The 25,559-nt window shown below is 47.5% G+C and carries 24 protein-coding genes and 1 pseudogene; 19 read left to right on the forward strand and 6 right to left on the reverse strand.

The genetic code is table 11. The annotated features are described in order from the left end of the window. Positions 1–37: 37 nt before the first annotated feature. The 6 genes and pseudogenes from HQRW_RS14805 to HQRW_RS03690 all read left to right on the forward strand — a co-directional run bounded on the left by HQRW_RS14805 (position 38) and on the right by HQRW_RS03690 (position 6,040). Positions 38–921 (forward strand): IS1595-like element ISHwa30 family transposase gene (locus HQRW_RS14805; RefSeq protein WP_149031511.1). Its coding sequence is split into 2 segments (ribosomal slippage): positions 38–497 and positions 497–921, totalling 885 coding nucleotides; the frame shifts between segments, so codons are not numbered across the junction. Positions 922–1,044: 123 nt separating this feature from the next. After that, positions 1,045–1,614, forward strand: a complete 570-nt coding sequence (locus tag HQRW_RS03670; RefSeq protein ID WP_011570944.1) for a DUF7110 family protein — start codon at positions 1,045–1,047, stop codon at positions 1,612–1,614. A gap of 217 nt (positions 1,615–1,831) precedes the next feature. Beyond that, positions 1,832–3,214, forward strand: a complete 1,383-nt coding sequence (locus HQRW_RS03675; protein WP_014555511.1) for a glycerate kinase type-2 family protein — start codon at positions 1,832–1,834, stop codon at positions 3,212–3,214. A 27-nt stretch (positions 3,215–3,241) separates the two neighbouring features. Beyond that, a complete protein-coding gene (locus HQRW_RS03680; protein WP_011570946.1) occupies positions 3,242–4,213 on the forward strand; it encodes a phosphoadenosine phosphosulfate reductase family protein in 972 nt (323 codons plus the stop codon). 129 nt (positions 4,214–4,342) lie between these two features. Next, positions 4,343–4,956, forward strand: a pseudogene (locus HQRW_RS16885) (hypothetical protein); the annotation flags it as partial. A gap of 334 nt (positions 4,957–5,290) precedes the next feature. After that, positions 5,291–6,040, forward strand: a complete 750-nt coding sequence (locus HQRW_RS03690; protein ID WP_014555512.1) for a diphthine--ammonia ligase — start codon at positions 5,291–5,293, stop codon at positions 6,038–6,040. Positions 6,041–6,057: 17 nt separating this feature from the next. On the opposite strand, the gene HQRW_RS03695 is transcribed toward HQRW_RS03690, so the two are convergent. After that, positions 6,058–7,020: a sugar phosphate nucleotidyltransferase gene (locus tag HQRW_RS03695; RefSeq protein ID WP_011570948.1), complete on the reverse strand. Its 963-nt coding sequence runs from the start codon at positions 7,018–7,020 to the stop codon at positions 6,058–6,060. A gap of 103 nt (positions 7,021–7,123) precedes the next feature. On the opposite strand from HQRW_RS03695, the gene HQRW_RS03700 reads away from it, so the two are divergent. After that, entirely contained in the window at positions 7,124–7,540 is a 417-nt protein-coding gene (locus tag HQRW_RS03700; protein ID WP_014555513.1) for a transcriptional regulator, read from the forward strand. A gap of 9 nt (positions 7,541–7,549) precedes the next feature. Here HQRW_RS03700 and hpt read toward each other — a convergent pair whose 3' ends face one another. Both hpt and HQRW_RS03710 read right to left on the reverse strand, forming a co-directional pair. After that, positions 7,550–8,116, reverse strand: coding sequence for a hypoxanthine/guanine phosphoribosyltransferase (gene hpt / locus HQRW_RS03705; RefSeq protein ID WP_011570950.1), 567 nt, complete (start codon positions 8,114–8,116; stop codon positions 7,550–7,552). Positions 8,117–8,372: 256 nt separating this feature from the next. Continuing rightward, positions 8,373–8,801, reverse strand: coding sequence for a type IV pilin (locus HQRW_RS03710; protein ID WP_011570951.1), 429 nt, complete (start codon positions 8,799–8,801; stop codon positions 8,373–8,375). Between the two features lie 209 nt (positions 8,802–9,010). On the opposite strand from HQRW_RS03710, the gene HQRW_RS03715 reads away from it, so the two are divergent. Genes HQRW_RS03715 through HQRW_RS03755 form a run of 9 tightly spaced genes read left to right on the forward strand, consistent with a single transcriptional unit; the run spans position 9,011 to position 17,804 of the window. Beyond that, positions 9,011–10,201, forward strand: a complete 1,191-nt coding sequence (locus tag HQRW_RS03715) for a monovalent cation/H+ antiporter subunit E (RefSeq protein ID WP_014555514.1) — start codon at positions 9,011–9,013, stop codon at positions 10,199–10,201. Further along, positions 10,201–10,527, forward strand: a complete 327-nt coding sequence (locus HQRW_RS03720) for a monovalent cation/H+ antiporter complex subunit F (protein ID WP_014555515.1) — start codon at positions 10,201–10,203, stop codon at positions 10,525–10,527. The genes HQRW_RS03715 and HQRW_RS03720 overlap by 1 nt, the downstream gene beginning before the upstream one ends. Beyond that, entirely contained in the window at positions 10,528–10,860 is a 333-nt protein-coding gene (gene mnhG / locus HQRW_RS03725; RefSeq protein ID WP_014555516.1) for a monovalent cation/H(+) antiporter subunit G, read from the forward strand. Next, positions 10,857–11,402, forward strand: a complete 546-nt coding sequence (locus HQRW_RS03730) for a DUF4040 domain-containing protein (protein WP_011570955.1) — start codon at positions 10,857–10,859, stop codon at positions 11,400–11,402. Before mnhG ends, HQRW_RS03730 begins: the two co-directional genes overlap by 4 nt. Beyond that, positions 11,399–11,935 carry a Na(+)/H(+) antiporter subunit B gene (locus HQRW_RS03735; protein ID WP_014555517.1) on the forward strand — a complete coding sequence of 179 codons (537 nt, stop codon included), beginning with the start codon at positions 11,399–11,401 and terminating at the stop codon, positions 11,933–11,935. The genes HQRW_RS03730 and HQRW_RS03735 overlap by 4 nt, the downstream gene beginning before the upstream one ends. Further along, positions 11,932–12,300, forward strand: a complete 369-nt coding sequence (locus HQRW_RS03740; RefSeq protein ID WP_011570957.1) for a cation:proton antiporter subunit C — start codon at positions 11,932–11,934, stop codon at positions 12,298–12,300. Before HQRW_RS03735 ends, HQRW_RS03740 begins: the two co-directional genes overlap by 4 nt. After that, positions 12,293–13,795: a monovalent cation/H+ antiporter subunit D family protein gene (locus tag HQRW_RS03745; protein WP_014555518.1), complete on the forward strand. Its 1,503-nt coding sequence runs from the start codon at positions 12,293–12,295 to the stop codon at positions 13,793–13,795. The genes HQRW_RS03740 and HQRW_RS03745 overlap by 8 nt, the downstream gene beginning before the upstream one ends. Then, the gene (locus HQRW_RS03750; RefSeq protein WP_014555519.1) at positions 13,795–15,891 is read left to right on the forward strand and encodes a cation:proton antiporter; all 2,097 of its coding nucleotides are present in this window, start codon (positions 13,795–13,797) and stop codon (positions 15,889–15,891) included. The genes HQRW_RS03745 and HQRW_RS03750 overlap by 1 nt, the downstream gene beginning before the upstream one ends. Further along, entirely contained in the window at positions 15,888–17,804 is a 1,917-nt protein-coding gene (locus HQRW_RS03755) for a Na(+)/H(+) antiporter subunit D (RefSeq protein ID WP_014555520.1), read from the forward strand. Before HQRW_RS03750 ends, HQRW_RS03755 begins: the two co-directional genes overlap by 4 nt. Before the next feature lie 346 nt (positions 17,805–18,150). On the opposite strand, the gene coaBC is transcribed toward HQRW_RS03755, so the two are convergent. Continuing rightward, on the reverse strand, positions 18,151–19,308 hold the full coding sequence (coaBC, locus tag HQRW_RS03760; protein ID WP_014555521.1) for a bifunctional phosphopantothenoylcysteine decarboxylase/phosphopantothenate--cysteine ligase CoaBC: 1,158 nt from the start codon (positions 19,306–19,308) through the stop codon (positions 18,151–18,153). 239 nt (positions 19,309–19,547) lie between these two features. Between coaBC and HQRW_RS03765 the strand changes: the two genes are divergently transcribed. The 3 genes from HQRW_RS03765 (at position 19,548) to HQRW_RS03775 (ending at position 23,460) form a co-directional block, all read left to right on the forward strand. Next, entirely contained in the window at positions 19,548–20,090 is a 543-nt protein-coding gene (locus tag HQRW_RS03765; RefSeq protein ID WP_014555522.1) for an SRPBCC family protein, read from the forward strand. Between the two features lie 264 nt (positions 20,091–20,354). Further along, entirely contained in the window at positions 20,355–21,692 is a 1,338-nt protein-coding gene (trkA, locus tag HQRW_RS03770) for a Trk system potassium transporter TrkA (protein ID WP_014555523.1), read from the forward strand. Between the two features lie 163 nt (positions 21,693–21,855). Next, complete coding sequence (locus tag HQRW_RS03775; protein WP_014555524.1) at positions 21,856–23,460, forward strand: TrkH family potassium uptake protein; 1,605 nt, start codon at positions 21,856–21,858, stop codon at positions 23,458–23,460. Between the two features lie 57 nt (positions 23,461–23,517). On the opposite strand, the gene HQRW_RS03780 is transcribed toward HQRW_RS03775, so the two are convergent. Then, the gene (locus HQRW_RS03780; protein WP_014555525.1) at positions 23,518–24,927 is read right to left on the reverse strand and encodes an amidase family protein; all 1,410 of its coding nucleotides are present in this window, start codon (positions 24,925–24,927) and stop codon (positions 23,518–23,520) included. Positions 24,928–24,929: 2 nt separating this feature from the next. After that, positions 24,930–25,208 (reverse strand): Asp-tRNA(Asn)/Glu-tRNA(Gln) amidotransferase subunit GatC, encoded by a 279-nt coding sequence (gene gatC, locus HQRW_RS03785; RefSeq protein ID WP_014555526.1) that lies wholly within the window; start codon positions 25,206–25,208, stop codon positions 24,930–24,932. Positions 25,209–25,559: the final 351 nt, after the last annotated feature.

The raw sequence follows: 25,559 nt of genomic DNA on the forward strand, positions 1-25,559 counted from the left end.
ACATCAATCTTGCCGGCGGATCATTGATCAGTCAACGATGGATCAAGAGTCTGCTCAAGTCTTCCTTCCATCACGAGAACGCTGCTTTGAGCGTCTCCGTCTCGCCCGCTTCGGCGAGACGGTGACGTGTGTCCACTGCGAGAGTGATGCGGTAGTCAAGCGAGGAACCACGGGGAAAGATGCCCAGCAGTACTGGTGTAAAAACTGTGAGACATACTTCAACGACCTCACAGACACGATTTTCGGCCAACATCGCTTTGAGCTTGAGGAGCTGTTCTATATGGTCAAGGAGATGCGATCTGAGACGACTGCTCAGATCGCCCGTGATCTTGACCGTGACTACGAGGCTGTCCTTGATTTCGTTCACGAAGTCCAGGAGACAAGCGGTAACATCGGAGAATTCGAGCTTTCGGAGGTGTGCGAGGCCGATGAGATCTACGTGACTGCCGGTGAGAAAGGACGCGAGGACGAGGATTCGAGTCCGCGCGAGCGCGGACTAAAAAAAAGGGACGCGGTGACTTCGAGGGAGACAAACCACCAGTCCTGACACTCGTCCGTCGGTCTGACGGACGAGTTCGATTCATCGTCTGCAAGGATCTACAGGAAGCCGACGAAGAAATCGCAGCCTACGGCGATGGCAGTGTTATTCTCTGTACGGATGGCTACTCGATCTACGAAGATATCGAGGAAAAGGAGGGGGTGGACGGCCATCTGACCGTCACCCACTCCGATACCTACGTCATCGGTGACGCTCACACGAATACTTGTGAGAACCGGCATAGTTTCCTTCGCCAGTGGCTGGCGAACTTCAGAGGCGTCTCGAAGCATCATCTACAGAAATATCTCAACTTCCTTGCACTGAAGCTCAATTCACCCGAAGATTGGTTCGAGAAACTCCTATGTTACAATGTATCGGGATGAGCGATATGCTAAAACAAATATGCATATAACTCTCTCGCACATTATATAAGTGCGGGACCCATATTATTGAATAGGTACCAACGTCGCGTTTTTTCATCTCGCACGGGTACCCGAAACGCAACTATGTCAGGCCGTGTATACCGACTCCACTCGACACTAGAACTGCCACTCGAAGACGTCGAAGCGTTTCTAAACGGTGACCCGGACCTGCCCACCGAGATTGAATCAATTGAATTAACGCGTCGAAATAATACACTCATTCTGAAAGCCGTTGCTGCTGATGACAACCTCAGTAAGTACACACCAACTGCACAATTGAAAGCAAGTGTTACAGAAAATCGTGTGTATGAAGAAGAGCCACCCCGTGGCGGTAATCCACGGTGGACTGATGAAGAAGAAGAAGAAATTCCATCAGAGTTGGTTGAATTTGCTTGCTTCAAGGGTGACCGAGAGACAGTCCTTCAAAATACTGCACTCCAGTACCCGATGTTTCGCGTCTTCCGTCAGATTTCCCTTCTTGCAGAGAAGGGGACGCTTACTGCGATTACTGAGATAAATGAGGAACTTTCCGCTCATCGAATCGTTGAAGGTGAAGAGCGACCAGCGACGATCGAAGTCGTTGAAAACCCCTCACAGAATGAAAATGGATCTGGCGGTGTAGACTGGCGTGATAACAAGTTCATCAGTGATTAATTGATTATTGCAGGTCCCGACAACCATCGCTTCGTACTGAACCGTTAATTACCTGTCACAAAACCTACTATCATATCCTGAACTGGATGTGCTGAGGTAGGTTGAGGACAGTACCAACTCAGATGTATGCCTCTGACATTGCTAAACAATATTGTTATTCACTTATCTGGTATCATTAGTCGGTGAGTATTTTTCACTCGTCTACACAAGACAACGTATGTTCGAGCAGCGTGGTCAGAATAGACAGAATACAGCTCAGATCCCAGCAAAAACATCAGTGTCAGCTACACCACAAGAGTGTGCTGTGACTGCTGTGACTGCTGGTGTCAATGCGGCACATCCCGATCAAGTTCTCTCAGAAACACTCACACGCGAAGGCGATATACTCTCAATTGCTAATAACCAGTACGATCTATCTAAGTATGAGGAAGTGAGTATTATTGGTGGTGGTAATGCTGCTGGTCGTATTACACAATATCTAACGACAATCGTTGATGATCACCTCACCGGTGGAATTGTCATTACAGATGATCCTGTTGATGCTGATCCAGTCAATGTTGTTACCGGAACCCACCCGCTTCCAAGTCGTTCAAATATTACGGCTGCCGAGCAGATGCGCTCTTATGCCTGTGACTGCGGCGTAAATACTCTTTCTCTCGTTGTGATTACCGGGGGTGGAAGCGCGCTCTTATCAGCGCCAGCTGAAAACATCGATAAATCTGCATTACGGAGAGTAACACAGGAACTAATTCAGTGTGGAGCACCGATTGACCGTATTAACGCTGTTCGAAAACATATCTCAACAATTAAGGGAGGACAACTGGCACGAGCACTCACTCCAGCTCAGACAGTTGGTCTCATTTTCAGTGACGTTACATCAGGCAATCCAAGCGTTGTCGCTAGTGGACCACTGTCACCGGACTCAACAACATATGCAGACGCATTGATGACACTCCGTGAGTACGATGTCAATACGCCGGAGTCTGTTCGTATGCACCTGCAGCGCGGTGCCAACGGTGATATTGATGAGACGCCATCTGAACTGTCCTCATCAACATTTGATTCACCTACGACAATTGTCCTCGCAGACGGGATGACTGCGCTTGATGCTGCGGCGAATGCATGCTCGAATCTTGGCTATGAACCACTGATTCTCTCTTCATCCATTCGAGGGGAGGCACGCGAAGCAGCAAAGACACACGTCGCTATCGCGGAGGAAGTTCAGCGAAATAAGACTCCAATTGACCCTCCAGCGGCGATTCTGGCTGGTGGTGAGACAACTGTCACAGTAACAGGTGATGGCGTTGGTGGTCCAAATCAGGAGTTTGCACTCGCAGCAGCACTTGAACTCCCATCGAACACAGCATTGTGTGCGATTGATACTGACGGATTTGACGGCCCGACTGACGCCGCTGGCGCAACTGTCACAACCGCAACTGTCAATGATAATGAGGCATCAGCTGCTCGTGCAGCACTCAAAGCAAACGATGCATACTCATTCCTCGATGACAATGCTGCATTGATGCTGTCAACGGAGGGGGCGACTGGCACCAATGTCAATGACCTTCGTGTTCTTACTATCCTAACGGAAGATACTTAATAGATCTAATGAAATATAATTATACGTATGCCGGAGAGTTTCCCTGAATATCTCGATGTCGACTATACCGATGGTAACGAAGAGACATCAACCGACTATCCGACAATTGAATCAAAAATTGAAAAAGCAATTACGGTAACCAAGCGTGGTCTTGAACAATATGAAAATCCGGTTGTCATGTGGACCGGCGGAAAAGATTCGACACTGACACTATATTTCATCGAAGAGGTGGCTCGCCAGTATGATCTAGAAACACCATCAACGGTCTTTATCGACCATTTCCAACATTTTGATGAAATACATGATTTTGTTGATCGATGGGCAAATGAATGGGATCTTGATGTCATTTATGCTCGTAATAATGACATTGGTGAGTATGTTGATGAGCATGGGCTTGAACCAGGCGATGAAATCCCTGTTTCAGACCTTTCAGAACATAATCAACATCATGTGCGCGACCTCCTCGAATATGAGGAAGATACATTCCCATTTTTACTTGACACATATGTCGGTAATCACCTCCTGAAAACAGTGGCACTAAATGATACACTTGAGAGCTACGGTGTCGATGGAGTCATCTCTGGTGTTCGGTGGGATGAACAAGAAGCCCGTGCTAAAGAGACGTTCTTTTCGTCTCGACATGACCCGGATATTTATCCACCACATGACCGCATTCAACCGATTCTTCAGTTTGACGAGCGCGCTGTCTGGGAAACGTTTTGGAACTTCGTTGTCCCAGATACCGTCTCTGCGTATCCTGATGAAGGATATGTGCCAACAGGTGCTGATGACCTTCCAGATGGTGTGAGTATGAATGATGTCCCAGTTTCGCCTAAGTACTTTGCTGGATTCCGCTCACTTGGTAGTGAGGTCTCAACGGAGAAGACAACTGAAGAACCAGCGTGGCTGCAGGATGTCGAAAATACCACAGAACGGGCTGGTCGCGCACAAGATAAAGAAGATCTAATGGAACGGCTTCGCGATCTTGGCTATATGTAATCTTAGCTGGTTTCAAGTGTTACGCCCGATTTCTCAACGAGCGCGTTAATCCGAGCAAGGTGAGGTAGTTCATGTTAGCAGTTGTTGGCGGTATCATCAGTATTATTCAGTCTGAGAGAATAGGGACTCGGGATATTTGTGCCCGGTCAGTTCGGGACGTTCCCCGAGGAACACTCCCAAAGCGGGATTCGCCCGTACATGGGGTCGTCGCTCCCCGACGTGGAGAGCTACAACGACCTATTCCTCGTCCCGCATCCCAAACCGTCCGTGGCTGCTCGTTATCCGCCCTCGGGACGATCTGAACGCCCCGATATCCGGTTCCAGAACGGGATCCCGGCGCTGGCTCACGAGACGATCATGGGTCAGCCCGACGACGCTCGGAAACAGCAGCAGACCACGCGCTGGTACGTGACCGCCTACTTGCACGCCGATGACCGGACGCTCTACCCCTCGGCGAGGTCGTGCTTGACGGCCTCCAGTTCGGAGTACCCGAAGGCGAACAGCGTAGACACGTGCCCTGGTGGTGGAGCGTAGACGATGAAGCGCAGCTGCGCCACCGCTTGGAGAAGCTCATCGAGGGCGGCGACGTATATGAATTGGAGACTGCCGATCACGACGTGGTCGTCGGCTACGATGGCGACCGTCCAGTGGAGACCGCGATGTCCGGACTCACCCGCGTCGGGTATCACTCGATGCACGGCTTCGGAGAGATACGAGCGACACCACCGTCAAGAAACAGATAGAAAAGCCGAACTCAGAGCACTGACGAACGAACTATGACCGGCAAGGATTCCGCGGTGTCCTGGTCGGTCAGACTGAATAAAGTAGATCACATTGCCAATGACTGTTAGTGAACTGTTTGCATATGGGAAGATATTCGACACGGTGGCTTTTGATAGCGTGTTCTGATACTCGTATGTTTCTCTTTTCTGACTCGCTCACGTTGGTCATCACGTTGGTCACTTCTTGATGAGGGGGTATTTTAGGCTTGATTTCAAATATAATACTGTACGTACATTCGGGTAATACTGTAATAATCATATACAATATGACCTACTATCATCGAAATCCTATATTATGAACATATCAGCTGATAATCAACCTCAACAGACATCCAATCACTGGGTGAGTCTTTTCTCGGGTGGTAAAGACTCCTCATGGGCATTATATCGCGCGCTTGAGGATGGGCGTGATGTCACACATCTGCTTACCGTCCATCCGAGTGCAGATTCATATATGTATCACGTTCCTGAAACGAAACTTGCACAACTTGCAGCTAAAAGCGCTGGAATTGAACTGATAGAAATCAATCCAGATGATTTTGATGCATCAAATGCAGTCGATGCGGGCACGCAGGGTGATCGCGAGTTAGAGCCGCTTGAGAATGCGGTTGAAGCACTCGATAAGACGCTTACAGGAGGTATCACTGGTGTCACCGCCGGCGCGGTCGAGAGTGAATTTCAGACTGATCGAATCCGTGGAATGTGTAATCGACTTGATATTGAACTCTTCGCACCACTTTGGCAGCGCGACCCAATAACACTCGCTGAGAACATGATTGCTGCAGGGTTCGAGATTACCATTATTCAGGTCGCAGCGCGCGGTCTTGATTCCTCATGGCTCGGGCGTACTCTTGATACCGAGACATTGTCAGAACTTATTACGCTCAATGATCGTCATGGAGTACATATACTTGGTGAGGGTGGTGAGTTTGAGACGTTTGTAACTAATGGTCCGCATCTCTCTCGACCGATTGAACTTGAGTATACAACTATTTGGGAGGGAACACGTGGGTATATTGATGTGACCAATGCAACGCTTAGCTGAATATCATGTCTTTGTCTTCATTGTCGGATTTGTGAATATGACCCAACGAGTGTCTCAGTGAGATCAACCGCTTCAATGCTACTTTCTTCATCAATAACGCTATCACTGACCGTTGCAGCATCAATATTCGTGTTCTCAAAGACAACTGTCCGTTCAAGTTCAGAATCAACAACAGACGCTCCAGCCATCAGATGCACATTATTGCCAAGCGTTGAGTCCTCGACAGTTGCTGTATCATCAATAAATGTCTCTCCATCGAGATACCACGATACGGCATCAAGATAACTTTCTGGTGTTCCAATATCAAACCATGCACCATCGAATGTGAATGCATGCACGGACCCTCGATTTTGCAACCATTGCATTAACCAGCCAGGCTCATCAGGGTTATTTCCGTCTGCAAGATATGTTTCAAAATTGGGGAGTGTCTCTGCTGGGAACGCATAGCATGCAATCGAGACAAGCGTGCTTTGTGGATTATCTGGTTTTTCTTGGAAGTCAATCACCTGATCATCATCAAGCTGTACAAGTCCATATGATGACGCACGATCTTTCGACCCGACGTCATATGCAGCCAGACATGGTGTTTGTTTTGATTCAAAGAAGTCAACGAACTCACTAAGATCGAATGAAAGTAAATTATCACCAGCAACAACAACAAGATCATCTGAAACGTTCTCACGATCAATTAACTGCTCAAGCGCACCAACAACCCCGAATTTTTCATCCTCCTCGCTTGTATCTTCAACAGATAGCGTTGGTTTCTCGTATGATGATGATTCGATATATGACTCAAAATCATCAGCAAAACGTTCATTCGTACTGACAAATACTTCATCAACCCGGTTATCAGCCTCAAGATCCTGAAAAATAATATCAATAACAGTCCCATCACCGACTGGAAGAAACATCTTGGGTCTGTCTTTAGTTATTGGCCACATCCGTGTTGCGTATCCACCTGCGAGGACGACTGCTTTCATAGCCTAGGACTTTTTCTGGAGTGACAAGTATGTTTCCAAACAACATGAAACTACAGTGAATCGTCCTGAAATATATATTCTCCCGGAATTGCTATTGATATGAATGGGTCAAGATAATCCACCATCTAATGCAGAGTCGGCGCATTATTCAGGATCTAAGACGACCGCAGAATCACAGTCGATAACCGACAGTACAATAGACCGAAATGACAATACAACAATACGAACGGATGCGCAAACAACACGGGAGCATATCAGAGCCGAAATCCAGACAACACCGCAAACAGCCTCAGAACTGGCAACAATAGTCAATACTGCTCGCAGTGCTGTGTTTGGACATATTGACCATATCGCACAGAGTGTTAACGCGTCCCCTGATGAACAGTTCTTAGTTGCCCCTCCAACGTGTGAGCGCTGTGGTTTCGATCAGTTTGATGATCCGCTCAATAACCCATCACAGTGTCCAGACTGTCGTTCTGAACGACTATCAGAACCAGAGTTTATTATTAAACCATTGTGATAGACTGGTCTAACCATCACCGTTGGAGTCTACAATAACAACTGTTCCGTCCGTTACGCGAACATTAATGAGCGTTTTTACATCATGATCACTCTCATCAAGTTCGTTTGGACCAGCTTTTTTGATCACAGCAACGGTATCAACAACTTCTGCACCGATTTGATCAAGTGCATCAAGCACCGCCCGCATTGTTCCGCCTGTCGAAAGAACATCATCGAGAACAAGAACTCGCTCGCCGTCACGGACATCATTAATATACATTTCATTCTCAGCATAACCTGTTTGTTGACTAAGTGAGACTTCACCCTCTAGCCCATACTGACGTTTTCTGATGACGACAAGTGGAATATCTGTCATCAACGATACAGCCGTTGAGATGTGAATCCCCATCGCTGCTGGTGTTACAATTTTGTCAACATTGTCAACCTCTACCTTCCGAATAATCTTAATGACAATTTCACGGAGTAACTCCGGTCGTAATACCGGAACGCCATCACTAACTGGGTGCACAAAATATTCATAATCCCCTTTTTCAATAATCGGCGCCTCAAGCAGCGATTGCCGCAGCTGATCCATGCCGACGGTACTCTATGTCATATATAAAAGCTGACGATTCAAACTGTTGCAAGTGAGCCTATTTTCTCTCATTGCAAACTATCTAATTCTCTGTGATGAATCGAACCCATATTACAGTTTTGACCAAAATAACTACCAAATTATATTAATCAGGTTATGAGCATCCTCCGCTCGATAACTCTTATATCTTGTATCTGGGATTGTTTCCTGGATATACATGTATTAGAGAAATATATCGACTACTGAGTAGGATAATTCAACGAACCGGTGCTATTGACGTTGCAAGTGTTGTCCCTCGTCTATTGTTTGCCGACTTCCAGATAATCCGAATTGTTTGACCGTTCCATTCCTTTGTTATACTATATTGTGCCGTCTCTCCAACACTGAATCGATTATCTTTGCCAGCAACAGCATCAAACGATAATTGAGGCGTGAATTCGATGTCACCCGCCAGCATGAGTTGTTTCGGGTCAATTGCATCCCCGTTTGAATGCCTAATTGAAACAGTCGTGTCATCAATATATGTGAATGAGATAGTCGCCTGTGGGGTTGTGTCACCAAGTTGATCACCGAAGTTCAATACAAATCCACCAACGACAGTTGCAAGCAATACTGTAATTGCAATCATCAGGATAACGCCAATAACAGGCGATACACCTCGCTCATCTGATTGATAACCGTGCATAACTACCAGCTATCCTCTCGTTTTCGTATTTATTCTCTCTTGATTCGATTCACTCGACCACTGAGCGGCACTCGACACTATCTGAGTATATCATCCAGATACAATCGAACGGAAGACGTATTTGGATGCTTGAGCAATTGCCAACAACACATGAGCCGAGAGCACAATAACGTACAACCACCGGACATTCACGCCGGAGGTGGGTAATAATGGCGGGTAGCACCGCAAATGACGCATATTCTCGTCTGCTCGTCCCTGTCAGAGATTCCACAACGATTCGAAATACCGTCGCGTACGCGATTCGCGCCGCTGAGTCGGCAGCGGAAAAAACGGCTGCAAACCCAACCGTCCATTTCGTGTATCTCTCACGACAGCGAGCATTTGATAGCGACTCAATTAATAATATCTCTTCGGCTGATGAGTTTTTAGAGCGCGTATCTGTGTGGGCAACTGAAGATGTGAATGATATCCAATCAGAATCAATGGTAGAATCAGCAGGTTCTGAGGATCTTGATACTGCCGATGAGACTATTATAACAATTGAGACGACACTGCTTGGGACAGATCGATATCTGTTTAGTCCTACTGATTTTGCCGAAATTACTATTGATTACGCTGAAAAGCACAATCTTGATCGGATCATTGTCGATCCTGAATACCAACCTGGCGGAGGAGCACCAATGCTTCGGTCATATGAGACAGCGCTCACGCAGGCGGACTGTACCGTTGAGGAGGCTCCGGTTGAACGTCGAACGAGTCGATCGCGAATAGAAACACCCTCAACGCTGATGAAAGGCATTGCAACATTCGTTATCTGTAATGCGTTTTATCTCCTTATTGCTGGATCAATCACTCCATTTAATCTGTTAACTGGTGCAGTGACTGCACTTGCTGCGTCGATTGCTTTTTCCAATATTACATTCACTACCTCACCACGGCTTACAAAAACTGGTCTCCGCGTGCTCCGAATGGGCTTGTTTATCCCGTATCTTCTCTGGGAAATTGCAAAAGCGAACCTCGCAATTGCGTATATCATCCTCCATCCATCGCTTCCAATCGACCCAGAGATGCAACAGTTTCGCGCTGGCGTTCGGGGGGCAGTGTCAGTCATGACACTTGCAAATAGCATCACACTCACTCCTGGAACATTGACCGTTGATGTTGATGATGATGGGCTCTACATTCACACATTGACCGAAAGCGCACGTTCTGATCTTAGTGCTGGTGGTCTAGAACGGGCAGTCCGATTCGTTTTCTATGGACGGGCAGCCGCCCGATTCCCAGCACCGACAGAGCGTGATAGCATCCTTTCAATTACGACTGAGTCTGAGTCTGGTGAGCTCAGTACGGATGTCATCTCCGATCCCTCGTCATCACAGACGCCACAGGAGGCTGATTAATGACTGCATCGGTAATAGCGATTATACAGGTCAATATCGGTGCTAGTCTGACTGACCCAGTTGAAGCCATCTTAATTGGGGCTGCTATCATTCTCATTCTATCAGCAGTCATCGTCTCATATCGAATCGTGTTTGGTCCAACGATGCAGGATCGGGTGATTGCTGTAAACAGTGTTGGGACAACAACGGTAGTCGTCTTAGCACTCCTTGCGGCAGCACTTGACCGCCCTGGTTTTCTCGATATTGCCCTTGTATATGCAATGTTGAACTTCCTGATGAGTATCGCTATCTCGAAATTCACTGTTGAGCGTGGAGGTGTCATCTGAATGTCACCACTCGATATTATTGCAGTTGTGCTTATCCTCGCCGGGACATTCTTCGGTATTGTTGCCACCATTGGCGTCATTCGACTTCCTGACCTGTATACTCGCGCGCATGCTACCTCAAAGAGTGATACCCTTGGTATTGTGCTTACACTGAGCGGTGTTGCACTGGTATTCGGAACTGGCGTGACGACCGCGAAAACAGTCTTACTCGCGATATTTGTGTTTATTACAAACCCGACCGCTGCACATGCCATCACGCGTGCAGCATACGATCAGAATATCGCCCCATGGACGACAGACACGGAAATAAAACCTGATGGTGATGATCAATGACCCCAATTCAGTGGGGGATACTTGCATCGGTGCTTACACTTGCCGTCGTTGTTGCCGCTGCTGCGGTCCTTCTTTATGATGTTTTAAATGCAATTATTGCATTCGCCACATTCAGCTTTGGCGTTGCAATCACGTGGATTCTCTTTGCAGCGCCAGACGTTGCACTTACAGAAGCTGCGGTTGGTGCTGGCATTACGACAACACTACTTCTTGTGACGATTGCACGAACAGTTCGTCAAAGTGGTGACCGACTTCTTGAGAAAGTCGACCCGCGTGCGGCTCTCACAGCTATACTGTTTACTGGGCTCCTTGCAACAACGGTCGATAATCTTCCTGCAATAGGAAGCCCGCAATCACCAATCGCAACGTCACCAATCACATCATATTATATTGAGAACGCGTACCCGGAAACAGGGGTTGAAAATGCTGTTACCGCGGTATTAGCCGCATATCGTGGATTTGATACCCTTGGTGAGGCAACAGTCGTTATCGCTGCAGGATTAGCGGTCCTCGTCATTCTCCAACAGGAGGCATATGCATGAGTAACAACGCAGATACAGCAAGTGACACAGATACCCGCGCAGAAAGTATCAACAACCCAACATACGTCGAAAGTACAATCATTATGACGACGGTCAGATTGGTTGTCCCATTTATATTTACATTTGGGCTATTCGTGATGTTTCATGGTGCTGACTCCGCTGGTGGCGGCTTTCAAGGTGGTGTTATTGTCGCCTCAACGGTTCTACTTCTCGCATTCGCGTTTGGCATCGACGCAACACGACGGTGGATAGAAGGACCGCTTATCCGCACTGCAATCGCGACTGGTGGGGGATTATTCATTTTGATTGGACTTGGTGCCTTAATTAATGGTCAGTTTCTTGAATACGCTGCATACGACATTGGGACGACTGGAATAAAATACGGAATTGAGTTGGTTGAGCTTGGGATTGGTGCAATCGTCTCAGGCGTCCTCATCGGACTTTTCTTCACACTTGCTCGTGGGGATATGCTCACAGGAGGAGATATTGATCAGCGTTCACCACAGGAACAACATGGAAGTGATCGCTCATGACTCCAATTGAGTTATTCACCTCGCGATATAGTTATATTGTCTTTGTTGCACTGGTTGGTATTGGACTATATGGAGTTATTAATAGCTCAAATCTCGTTAAGAAGGTAATCGGGTTGAATATCTTCCAAGTTGGCATCTTTCTCTTCTTTATTGCGAGTGGATATGTCAATGGCGCTGCTCCCCCGCTCATTGAGAAGGGAGCAGAAACTGCGTATGCAAGCCCGCTTCCACATGTGCTTATTCTGACCGCTATCGTTGTTGGAGTAAGTCTTACTGCCGTTGCACTTGCGCTTATTATTCGTGTGTATAACGCCTATGGTAGTCTTGATGAGGATGTAATCCGGGAGGTGCAATTGAATGACTGATGCACTCCCGTTACTCGTGGTTATTCCACTATTTGCAGCGCTTTTTCCGGTTGCTCTTGGGTATCTTTGGAGCGATGCTGGATGGGCTACAGCGGCTGTCACTGCACTCCTACATCTTGGACTTGCAAGTGTCGTTGCACAACAGATAATAAATAGCGGTCAGTTCAGTTATGCGGTTGGTGGATTTCAACCACCAATAGGAATTGAGCTTGTTGCTGATAGCGTTACGGCAGTGCTTGTCGTTCTTATCTCAGTCATAACAATTCTCATTGTTGCATATGCTCGCCGTGCAGGACCACATCAGAATGCATTCTATAGTGAATTATTATTACTCACGGCTGGCGTATCTGGTGTCGTCATTACCGGCGATTTGTTCAATTTGTATGTTTTTCTCGAGATCACCGGTCTTGCAACATATGCACTCGTAGCTGCTAACCGATCGCCTGCGGCTGCGCTGGCAAGTGTAAAATATCTTCTTGTTGGTACTATCGGTGCATCGTTGTATCTTCTTGGTGTTGGATATCTCTATGTTGCGACAGGGACATTGAATATGGCTGACCTTGCAGGTCAGTTACCAGCAGTTGGATATGATACACCACTTGTTGTGACTGGGTTTATATTATTGATGACCGGGCTTGCAATCAAGACAGCGCTGTTCCCTCTTCATACGTGGCAGCCAAATGCTTATGCTGAGTCACCACACAGTGTCACCGCATATATTGCCGCATTAGTCTCTACCGCTGCCGCATATGCAATCTTTCGGATCACATATACCGTCTTTACCACCTCATTCGCATCGGTTGTTCCACTTGCGCTTGACGCGCTTGCATGGGCTGCAGCAATAAGCGTCATCGTTGGCTCCGTCCTGGCTGTCGTTCAATCAGATCTTAAACGCATGCTCGCATATTCTTCAGTCGCACAGTTTGGTCTGATCATCGCTGGGATCGCAGTGATGAATGAAATAGCGCTTATGGGAAGCTTAGTTCATCTTGTTGGTCATGCTGTAATGAAAGCTGGTCTATTCGTTGCTGTTGGAGGACTTGCAAGTATCGCTGGTGGGCAGACAATTGATGATATGATTGGGCTTGGTCGACGTGCACCAATCGTGAGTCTTGGATTCGCAACGCTTGCGTTTGCCCTTGTTGGTGTTCCACCGGCTATTGGCTTCGCCGGAAAATGGCAAATTGTACTTGGTGCAGTCTCAGCTGGTCATTGGGCTGTTGGTGTTGTTGCAGTTATCAGCACCATGCTTACACTTGCGTACTTCCTACGTATTGTTGAACGTCTATACTTCCGGTCGCCGTCCTCGGTTGATGAACAAACATCAGATATGAGTATGAATATGACAACAGATGGTGGCGATGCAATGGCAACATCAATCAGTCAAACAACCCGTGTGATCGTCACGCTTTCTGCACTCAGTGCAATTGCACTTGGGCTTGCTGCATCAGACCTTATCAGCATATTAGAACCGGCATTGGAGGTCTACTTCTAATGGCTGAGATTATTTCACTAAGACCACTAATAGCGGTCATACTTCCAGCTATTGGTATTGCTGGGATCGTTCTCTCTCGTCGATATCAAAATATCCGAGAAGGAGCAACAATTATCACTGCTGTATCGACAGTCGCTATCATTGCAAGTCTTCTCCCTGCTGTTCTTGCCGGTAATGTTTATATTACCAATCTTGGGTCGTTCGTTCCTGGTGTTGCATTTACGCTCCGTGCAGATGCACTTGGAACGCTCTTTGCACTTCTTGCAAGCTTCCTGTGGGTCATCACGAGCTTCTATAGCATTGGGTATATGCGCGGACTGGACGAACATGCGCAAACACGATATTTTGCATCGTTCGCAGGGAGTGTCAGCGCAGCAATTGGCGTTGCTTTCGCATCAAATCTTATTATTTTATACATTTTCTACGAATTACTCACCGTTGCAACATATCCGCTCGTTACGCATGATGAAAGTGATGCAGCACGGGCAGCAGGTCGAAAATACCTTGCGTACACCTTCGGTGGTGGCGTTGCCGTTCTTGCCGGTATTGTGCTTGTCTTCTGGTCAACTGGTACTGTTGCATTCACCTCTGGAGGCATTGCTTCACTTGCCTCTATTGATCCACTGATTGCTCGTGGTGCATTTGCCCTTCTTGCCGGTGGATTTGGTGTGAAAGCAGCACTCATACCAGTTCATTCATGGCTTCCAGATGCAATGGTTGCACCGACTCCGGTCTCGGGATTGTTACACGCCGTTGCAGTTGTTAAAAGTGGTGTCTTCGGCATTTCTCGTCTTGTTCTTGATGTTTACGGTCCAGAAACAGTCGCACAACTAGGTGTTGGAGTCCCGCTAGCGGTCGTTGCAGCAATAACGATTGTTATTGCAAGCGTCATTGCGTTGAGACAGGACAATCTTAAGCGACGGCTTGCATATTCAACAATCAGTCAACTTTCATATATCGTTCTTGGGCTTGGGCTATTCTCTCCAGAAGCACTCATTGGTGGGTTACTTCATATCCCTGCCCACGCGTTCATGAAATTAACACTATTTTTCTGTGCAGGTGCCATCCATGTTGAGACTCATACAGATAATATCAGCAAGATGGCTGGCATTGGTCGGCGAATGCCGTTAACAATGAGTGCATTCGCTATTGCGAGTGTTGGAATGGCTGGATTGCCACTTGTCGCAGGATTCGTGAGCAAGTGGTATCTACTTATTGGATCCGTTGATGCTGGGTATCCAATCTTTGCGATTGTGTTGCTCGGTTCAGGGATACTGAATATTGCATATTTCTGGCCGATTGTGTATCAAGCATTCTTCCAAACGGCGGCTGAGACGGATGCAAAACCAGTTGTCGAATTTTCGCTCGGTGGTCAATGGCACCCAATTCGAACCGATGGTCATGGACGTGAGTATGGTGATGAGCATACCGAAGAAACTGATGCTGATGCTGATGCTGATGATGGCGCCGACATCACCGCTGCAAGCGATGCTGTCAATAATAAACAGTCAGACGATACTGGCAGTGAGTCCTCACAGCGGGAAACAGCGTTATCAGGTGACCCTAGCGATCCAAACGCAGAGACGGCATATGCCGTTGATATGTATCCGAGTGATCATACTACCGCTGACACAGAAGGCTCTGCGCAGCAGACCACTGCAGACACTATAGATGATACTGATGAATCTATTGACCCCGATTCAGCATCCTCTGATAATGAAACCCTGAATACGGGAATGAATAGAGGACAAGACAGCACCGGCGTAGACGCTAGTTCATCGACAGACAGTTCATCTAAGTCTCCAACGCCAGATGCATCGCTTCTGAATACGCCTGAGACTGAAGTTGATGATAACACCGATACCAGCGCCAATATTGATCATCCTGATATCGACGCACCAGACGACGATGACGCATATATGTCAGACCCTGTGTGGGACCGACGTACCATCTATACAGAAAGCACATGGTTCATGCTTGGACCAATTGTGATTGCTGTTACTGGTGCAGTGGCGCTTGGAATTATCCCACAGCAAGTTGTCTTTCTTTCATTGATTGAACAAGTTGTTACTGCGGCAACGGGGGTGATAATATGAGTGAACTTTCTGTATTAATTTCTACTGTGGTATCCATATTTACGCTAACTGAGATGTGTATGCAATTAGCTCTCTCTGCTTTCGCTAATATCACGTATACGATACTCCCAGCTGCTGCAGCACCGTCATTACCAACCATCGAGTTCGTAATTCCATTTCCGCCAGCATTTGCAATCCTCAGCATTGCGCTCATTGCGCCGTTTCTCTCTCGTCGAGTTGGTCATATACTCGGGGTAATTGTGACCGCTGGTGTTGCGGTTATCTCACTTGTTTCACCTGTTGGTGCACACTTACCCGTTACATTTCTTGGATTTGATGCTGTATTATTCAATGTAGATGCATTCTCCCGAGTGATGGGCATTATCTTTGGAACCATTGGTGCAGCGGCAGTCCTCTATTCATACTCTTCACAAGCATCAAATCGGCAGACAGCCTTTGCGCTTGGCTATGTCGGGACGAGTATTGGCTCCGTGTTTGCCGGTGATTGGCTAACGCTTGTTTTCTTTTGGGAATTGATGGCTATCACCAGTACAGCGCTAGTCTGGGACTACGGCGGTGAAGCCGTTCGTGCTGGATTCAGATATGCTATTTATCACGGTATTGGTGGAAGCTTATTGATTGCAGCCGTGATCTGGCATTATGTCGACGTCGGGTCATTCTTATTTACTGCAGCAAGTGGATTAACAGCGGGCATTCCTGCTGCGCTTGCTGCTGTTGGTATTGGTGTGAACGTTGGATTCGTTGGGTTACATGTGTGGCTTCCAGATACATACCCTCGACCACACATCGCTGCAAGCGTCTTTCTCTCTGTTTATACAACAAAGACTGGTGTGTATGGTCTTGCCCGCGCGTTCCCTGATGGGAATGTTCTTATTGCATATATGGGTGCAGCAATGGCTTTGGTTGGTGTTGTATATGCACTCTTACAAAATGATATGCGCCGATTGCTATCGTATCATATTCAATCACAAGTTGGATATATGGTCGCTGGGATTGGCATTGGAACCGCTCTCGCAACAGCAGGCGCGTTTGCGCATATATTCAATCATATTCTATACAAAGCACTGCTGTTCATGACTGCTGGTGTTGTTGTCTCTCGCGTCGGTGAAGAAAATCTAAAATACCTTGGTGGACTCCGTCGATATCTCCCACTTACTGCATTAGCGTTTGGTATTGCGGCGCTATCAATTAGCGGATTTCCTGGATTTAATGGCTTCGTCAGTAAAGGAATGATTACTGCAGCAGCAGATAAAAAGAACTTTGATGGAATTTTCTATATACTACTTGCTGCCGGTGTCGGAACGTTCATGTCATTCATCAAATTTGGGTATTATGCATTTATCCGCTCAACTCCTGATTCAGGAGTGATTGCTGGAAGTGAAAATGCCGATACTGATATTATCTCATCAGCGATAGGTCAGCGTGTTGCAATGCTTAGCGTCGCAACGTTATGTATTTTATTTGGGCTATTCCCAGATGCACTCTTTGCACTTCTCCCAGGAAGTACCACTGATGCACATCCATTCACACTGGGGCATCTTACCGAAGGCATTGTGCTTGCCGTGCTTGGCATCATTGGGTTTGCACTCGTCAAACGACCAATTTCTAATATTGGGAAGGTTCCTGATATTGATGCAGTGATTAATCCCGGAGCATTTTATCTTACTCGTGGACTTGTCCGTGGAACAACAGAGATATTCGCGATTGTTGATAATGCTATTCAAGATATCGCAACGCGCTCGCTTGAGATTACCGCTAACCCGTATGGTTCAATCCGACAACCGGCGGCAATACTGCTTCAGCGAGATCCAGATACGCTCACTGATGGAAGTTTGCAAGCAACGATTGGAACAAGTGTGCTTCTCGTTGTTGTTGTCCTTGTTATTGCGTTTATTGGGACCATGTCTATGTGAGTTGAGTATAGCTACTCATATATCTCCGTTCAAGGATTCAAGCTCACACACTCACGTTCTGCAAGAAAAAAAGCGACCGTCCTGAACCAAATGATCATAGAACAAGGGTAACACGACCTCAAGTTAACAAAAATCGCTATTATACTACCTGTAGAGAGTAGACTGTTTGTGAGGACTGGCAACGGAATATACCATTTATTACTCTTTTCTGAGTGCTGTTACCGTTATTCAAACAGCGGATCGATCACAAGAGCATGAGATCTTATCATCTCAGCATTATTTTCATGGAGTGAGCGGCGTCACTAACAAGCGAGTCTGGTGATATCAGTCGCTCTATACGTCCTTTTTACTCATCGAATTTCTCAGCAAGTTTATTTGCAATGCTTGCGCCAAGAACCTGCTTTGAATCATTAATCACTGTCGTTGAGTCATCGACAATAATTGCACGCGTCTCAGCGTCACCCATCACTGAGGCATTATTTGCGACGACGAATGAAAGATCAACCCGATCGCGAAGACTCTCCGCAACAGCAACCATCGATTCTTCATCACCTGATGTTTCAGCTTTAAATCCAACCATCGGAAGGTCTGGGTACGCATTCCGAACTCCATCAAGTAATTTTTCAGTTGGTTCTAACTCAAGCGTTCGCGGTTTGCCTGATCGGATCTTTTCTGGGGCAGTATCAACAGTATAATCGCTAATTGCAGCCGCACAAATAAGTGCATCTACTCCGGTATCAAGCATCTCAAACGTCGCAGACCGCATATCTGCAGTTGACTCAACTGATCGTGTTTGTGCATAGTGGACATCGTCTCCCGTATGAATAAGTGTAACCTCAGCGCCACGTATGTGGCATTCACGTGCAACAGCTCGACCTGTCCGCCCCGAAGATCGATTAGTAAGCACTCGGATAGGGTCAATTGATTCCTTGGTCGCACCTGCGGTCACGACAATATGCTGTCCAACGAGCGGTTGTGACCCGACAGTGCTCGCTACTGCGGTGATGATTGCGTCCTCTGTTGCAATCTTCGCCTTTTCTTCCTCGATACGTGGGGAGACAAACGTCACACCCCATGATTCAATTGTCTCAATTGCATCAAGCACTCCTGGGTGATCATACATCGGCTCATGCATTGCAGGGACAACGACTACTGGAACATCCGCACCAAGTGCCGTCGTTGCACATGTTGTTACTGGGGTATCATCGACTGCAGTAGCGATCTTTCCGACGGTGTTTGCTGTTGCTGGAGCAAGCAATAGCACATCAGCCCATCCGGACCGACCGCACAGTCCGACATGTTCGACCTGACCGGTTATTTCTGTCACAACCGGGTTCTCAGTGGCAAACTCAACAGCCCATGGATGGATAATCCCCTGTGCGCTTTCGGTCATTACCCCACGGACAGTCGCACCCTGTCGACGAAGCTCATGGGCAAGTTCAACCACTTTGACAGCGGCTATACTCCCCGAAATACCCAGTGCAACATTAACACCGTCCAACATTATTATATCATTTGACAGGCGTCGGCTAAAGCCTACGGTGTCAAATCGTAAAGTGTGAAGGACTATTTGCCTCTAAAATTGTGAGAGTGTGCTCTGCTCTTTCTCCTCACTTTATTCCCATCATCATGACATCATACGCTGGCAGTATTCTTCACATCCTGAGTGTCAAGGCTGGACCGGATTTTGGTAGTAAAAGTCCCATAACACTCATTCCGTTTCAGTGAGACTCATGAGATGCCGTGGATGAACTTGTTGTCAGCACTGTTGTGTACCGTCCTCAACATGAGGTATACGACTTTCTTATCAGATTCCCACGATACGCCAAATACTCAGATCATCTTCGCGAGGTACTCACACGACCAGACTCTGAGAGGTCAAACACACGATATGGACTGAAATTCGCATGGTGGAAACTGACGTACACCGTTGAATCGGAGGTGACTGATACAGATCGACCACATACCATTGACTGGCGTATTATTAGAAATCTTAGTGCCCGTGGTCGATGGCGACTTAGGAAAATTGAGGATGATTCATTCCCTGTCACTGCGCCAGATACGGCTAATGCAGCTACCCGCGTCACGTTTGAGGCAGCCTATGACCCTGACTCAGCAAATCGAGGGAATATCAATCTTCCACGATTTGTCTCATTTGGATGGGTCATTGATCGACTTGAGCCTGCAATCCGGAAGGAAGCCAAAGAGACGGTGCAACGTGTTGTTACAGATCTTGAGGGTCGCTCACGACCGGTTGAACTCACAGTTGAGCACCACTCAGGCTAACCAGTCGATATACATACACGATATTAAACACTCAGAATTGATATCCCCCTCGGCGTGAACGCGGAGGAGTCCTGCGTGTGAGTGGTGGAGATTGCAGGGTTGCAAGGAGTTTGAGCAGTTAATCTGAAGGAGTATAAATAAGCCCCAACGCTTGTGATTGTGGGTGTTCATATAATGCGAAAGAGAAAAACCGCCAGGTCGGACACACTTTGAGAGAGCAATGAGAATCCAAGACCGACACGACTGTCAGACTGAGGGAATTCGATGCACGTGATTATTGTCGGTGCAGGACAGGTTGGATCGAGTATTGCGGCTGATCTCGCACCATCGCATGATGTCATTGTTGTTGATTATGATGCTAGTCGCGTCGAAGAGCTGAATTACTCGCTGGATGTGCTCGGAACTGTGGGTGATGGAACCTCTGTAAGCACGCTTGAAGACGCAGGCATTGAGAAAGCTGATATGGTCATTGCCTCGACTGATGATGATGAGACAAACATCGTTGTTTGTTCGACAGTAAAGGCAGTCGCGGACGCATTCACGATTGCTCGTGTCAAAGACACTGAATATCTCCGGACGTGGCAACGCTCTAATCGCGCCTTCGGTGTTGATTTTATGGTTTGCACGAACCTTCTCACCGCAGAGTCACTTGCTCGTATGATTGGACTTCCTGCTGCTCGTGATGTTGACCCATTCGCAAACGGTGAAGTGCAGATGGCAGAGTTCGAACTGAGCGAAGCAAGTCCAATCGCTGGACAGACAGTCGCATCAGCAGACCAATTTGAATCATTAACATTTGCATCAATTCTGCGTGATGGCGCTGTTGAGATGCCGCGTGGTGAGACAACGCTTCATTCGGCAGATCGTGTTGTTGTCATTGGTTCGCCTGAGAGTGTACAGGAATTTGCCAGCACTGTTGATCCAGAAGAAGCAGGAGCAGATCCCGAGGAAGTGGTTATTATCGGCGGATCAAAGATAGGATATCATGTCGCTCGACTGCTTGAAGCACAGGGCATTACTCCTCGAGTTATTGAGCAAGCGGACGACCGTGCACGCGAACTCGCAGAAAAGCTCCCTGCGTCAATTGTGATGCAGTCTGACCCAACCGATATTGAATTTCTGGAGCGTGAGCGGCTTGGCGATGCGGATGTCGTTGTGACTGTACTTGATTCTGATGAGAGAAATCTCCTCGTCTCATTATTAGCCTCTTTGATGGGTGTTGAACGGACGATTGCTGTGATCAATACAACTGAGTATGTCGATCTGTTTGAGACGGTCGGTGTTGATGTTGGACTCAGTCCACGTGAGGTAGTCGCCGAGGAAATCACACGGTTCACCCGCGAAGGTGATGCTGAAAATGTTGCACTCATTGAGTCTGATAAGGCTGAAGTGCTCGAAATCGAGATCGATGAAGATAGCATACTTGTTGATCGACCGATCCGTGATGCGATCAATGACCTCCCTGATGGGATTGTCGTTGGTGCCATAACTCGTGATGATGAATTTATTACTCCTCGTGGAGACACGATAATCATCGCTGGTGACCGCGTTGTTGTTTTTGTTGATACTGATGTGGTTGACACAGCAGCACCAAAGTTGTGAAACGGTTCATATGTCATCCCCGGCTCATTCGTATTACTCTGTTCCTTGTGACGAAGAGATCAACTTACAGGGGTGAACACACAAAATCACTCTCATGCATTATGCCCACTAATCATTCCGAAAGCACTACACGAAGTGGGTGAGAGGTATAAATACACCTTTGATGTCAGTCCGTGTCGAATATAAAGCTAGCATCAGTCTTGTTGGGTCGGTATTAAAGTATCTTACCGTCCCGCTAGTCATTCCGCTAGTAGTCGCATTCTGGTACGGAGAGTCAATTGTGCCGTTTATCGCAACGATGATTCTCACGGGGACTGTTGGACTTATACTCGACCGAATCGACCCAAGCCCTGATATCCGCCCACGTGAGGGGTTGTTGATGGTCGCATTAACATGGATTGCGGTGACGATTGTCGGTGCCGTTCCATATCTTGTTGAGGCACATGGAGTTCCGTTTATTACCCCTGCAATTCATCCAGGCTCAACACTTGCGAACCCGATGAATGCACTTTTTGAAAGTATGAGCGGGTTCACCACGACCGGAGCGACTGTCCTTGGTGATATCTCGTTTTCTTCACATACTCGTTCAATCATGCTATGGCGGCAGCTTACCCAATGGCTTGGTGGAATGGGAATTGTTGTGCTTGCTGTTGCGATCCTTCCAGAACTGTCAGTCGGTGGTGCACAACTGATGGAGACAGAAGCACCTGGTCCTGGTATTGAAAAGCTCACGCCGCGAATCGCTGAGACGGCACGTGCACTCTGGGTTGCATATCTAGGATTAACTGTCATCCAGGCAGGTCTCCTCTATGGGCTTTTCATAACTGGTATAGATCCACAGATGACGCTCTACAACGCCGTCTCACACGCGCTGACGACAATGCCAACCGGTGGATTTTCACCTGAGGCGCGGAGTGTTGAGGCGTTCAGTGCGGCCGCACAATGGATTATCATTCCATTTATGATTGCTGCAGGAACCAACTTTGCGCTTTTCTGGCGCGCTGCCACCGGTGACCCTCGTCGATTATTTGATGATTCAGAATTCAAATTCTATCTTGGTGTTCTTGCAGCGCTCACCGCAGTATTAACTGGAATTTTATTTTCGGCACAGAGCTTGATTATAACCCCGCCTGCTGGTGGTACGGTTGACGCAGCATATCTTGAATCACTCCGTTCAGCAGTCCCCGGACAGTTTGAGCCTGCACTTCGTGATGCCCTCTTTCAAATCGTTTCTATTGTCACAACAACTGGATACGCAAATGTTGATTTTAATGCGTGGCGAACACCAGCGCAGTATTTATTATTATTCGCGATGTTCATCGGTGGGTCTGCAGGGTCAACAGGTGGCGGAATTAAAATTGTTCGCTGGTATATCATTCTAAAGACAGTCCGTCGAGAACTTTTCACCACTGCACATCCTGAAGCTATTAGACCAGTCCGGCTTGGTGGAAAGCCGCTTGATGAACGAGCGATACGGGGAATCTACGCATTTACACTATTATATCTTGTCACTTTCTTCGTTGGCGCCGGGTTATTAGCGTTTGATGCATTTCGGGTTGGCGCTGATATCACTACATTAGAACTTCTCTCAGCAACCGCAGCAACCCTTGGAAATGTCGGTCCAGGATTCGGGTTTGTCGGACCGATGGGGGGCTATCTGTCATTTTCACCTGTAAGCAAATCACTAATGATTATACTGATGTGGATCGGTCGTCTAGAAATATTACCAGTTATTGTGCTTTTAACGCCCGAATACTGGCAACAATAATACATTTTTCGCCATCATCAAGAGACTACTCAGACGCTCACGAATGTGGTACGATATTCATTCAACAGCCGCGGCTACTTGGATAATTATTTCTTCACCAAATGCAGGACCAATTGCTTGGAATCCAACTGGCAGTCCATCAACCTCTCCTGCCGGCACTGATATTGCGGGAAGATTGGCAAGATTGACTGGGACGGTATTTGCATCCATTAAATATAGCTTGAGAGGGTCCTCAAGACTCTCACCAATCGCAGGTGGGAGCACAGGCATTGTGGGCGTTGCCAAGACATCAGCTTTCTCGAAGGCTGTCTCAAAATCCTGCTTTACCCATTCGCGTGCGTCCTGGGCTTTGTCATAATATTTCTCATGATATCCGGCCGATAGTGCATATGTTCCCAAAAGGATACGACGCTTGACCTCCTCACCAAATCCAACATCGCGTACTGCAGCAAAACTATCATTCCAATTTCCGTCATCGACATTGACATCGACGTTTGGTATTGTTTCATTTGAGTTCTCGGTCGCTCCACCACCGGGTCCGTATCGGACTCCATCAAACCGTGCGAGATTTGATGATGCCTCTGACATCGCAATCACATAATATGCCTGCACTGCATGCTCGAGTGAATCGAGTGAGACTTCAACAATCTCAATACCCTGGGATTCAAGCTCAGCAATCGCCGCGCGGAACGTCTCAACGACGCGATCATCAGCCCCATCGAGCAAATCAGTCACAACGCCAACGGTCATCCCAGAAACATCTTCGTCGGCGGCTGCTGCATACGTTTTTGCCGTCGCTGGGTGTGATGTTATTGTATCTGAGTCTGAATCTGAGTCTGGTGGATTGATATCACTGATTGATGTTTCACCATTATCGAATCGTGTCGTGGCATCGTGTGGATCAGGACCTGAAATAACGTCAAGCAGTTCGGCTGCCTCCTGAACAGTTGATGCGATTGGTCCAATCTGCTCAAGTGAGTTCGCGTATGCAATGAGCCCGTATCGTGAGACGAGCCCATACGTTGGTTTGATTCCAACAACACCACAGAATGCTGCCGGATTACGAACTGAACCGCCTGTATCAGAACCAAGCGCAACATCTGCAGCACCACTGGCGACAGCCGCTGCGGATCCACCGGAGGATCCACCAGGAACGTGATTAGTATCAACTGGATTCTTTGTTGGTCCATACGCAGATGTTTCGGTTGTTCCACCCATTCCGAATTCATCCATATTGGTTTTTCCAACAATCGTCGCCCCCGCTTGTTTCAGCCGTTCCACCACGGTCGCATCATATGGAGGGACATAATCCGATAGCATTGCTGATCCACAGGTCGTCCGTACACCAGCAGTGCTAATATTATCTTTAACTGCAACTGTTACTCCATCCAGCGGTAATGCGGTTTCTGTATCGGACTCAATCTCTGGATTGACTTGTTTGGCAGTAATAAATGTATTTAGATCCATTCCTACGATACCCGTGGACCTTTGAATTGCCCATCCTCAGTCTCGGGTGCATTCTGGAGTGCTTCTGATTGATCAAGACTTCCGGTAACCTCGTCACGACGCATCACATTGACAAGTTCCGGCTCATGTTCGACTGCTGGGACTTCATCAAGCGCATCAAAATATGCGAGTATATCAGCAAACTGTGTAGTAAACGCGTTAATCTCCTCTTCAGTAAGATCAACCCGCGCCAACTCTGCAACATGCTCAACCTCATCGGTGTCGACGGCTGAATCGCTCATATATCTGCGGTACCGTGGATTACGAGTAAGGGTTTCGGTATGTTTGACATCTTCCCCGGAAGGGCGAGGACTCTCTCGTGGGACAGCACGCCGACTGTGTGTCCCCGGAGGCACCCTGACTGGGACCACCGGAGTCTCGGCTATGGTCCGTGAGTACCGTGTCGGGTCACCAGAGCTGGCGTGGTGTGCTTGATACTGATTAAGCCGAATAGTTTTATCGACGGTGTCGAAAGATGCATTTTCAGCGACTCCAGTCATTGATACGGATCGCCACGGTGGTAAAGACTCGAAGTAATCACTATGAGTGCCTGCTTACACCTCACAGACCGTACCATCGACCCGGCTCAACCA

The organism is Haloquadratum walsbyi C23, from assembly GCF_000237865.1.
GTDB classification, from domain to species: Archaea; Halobacteriota; Halobacteria; order Halobacteriales; family Haloferacaceae; genus Haloquadratum; species Haloquadratum walsbyi.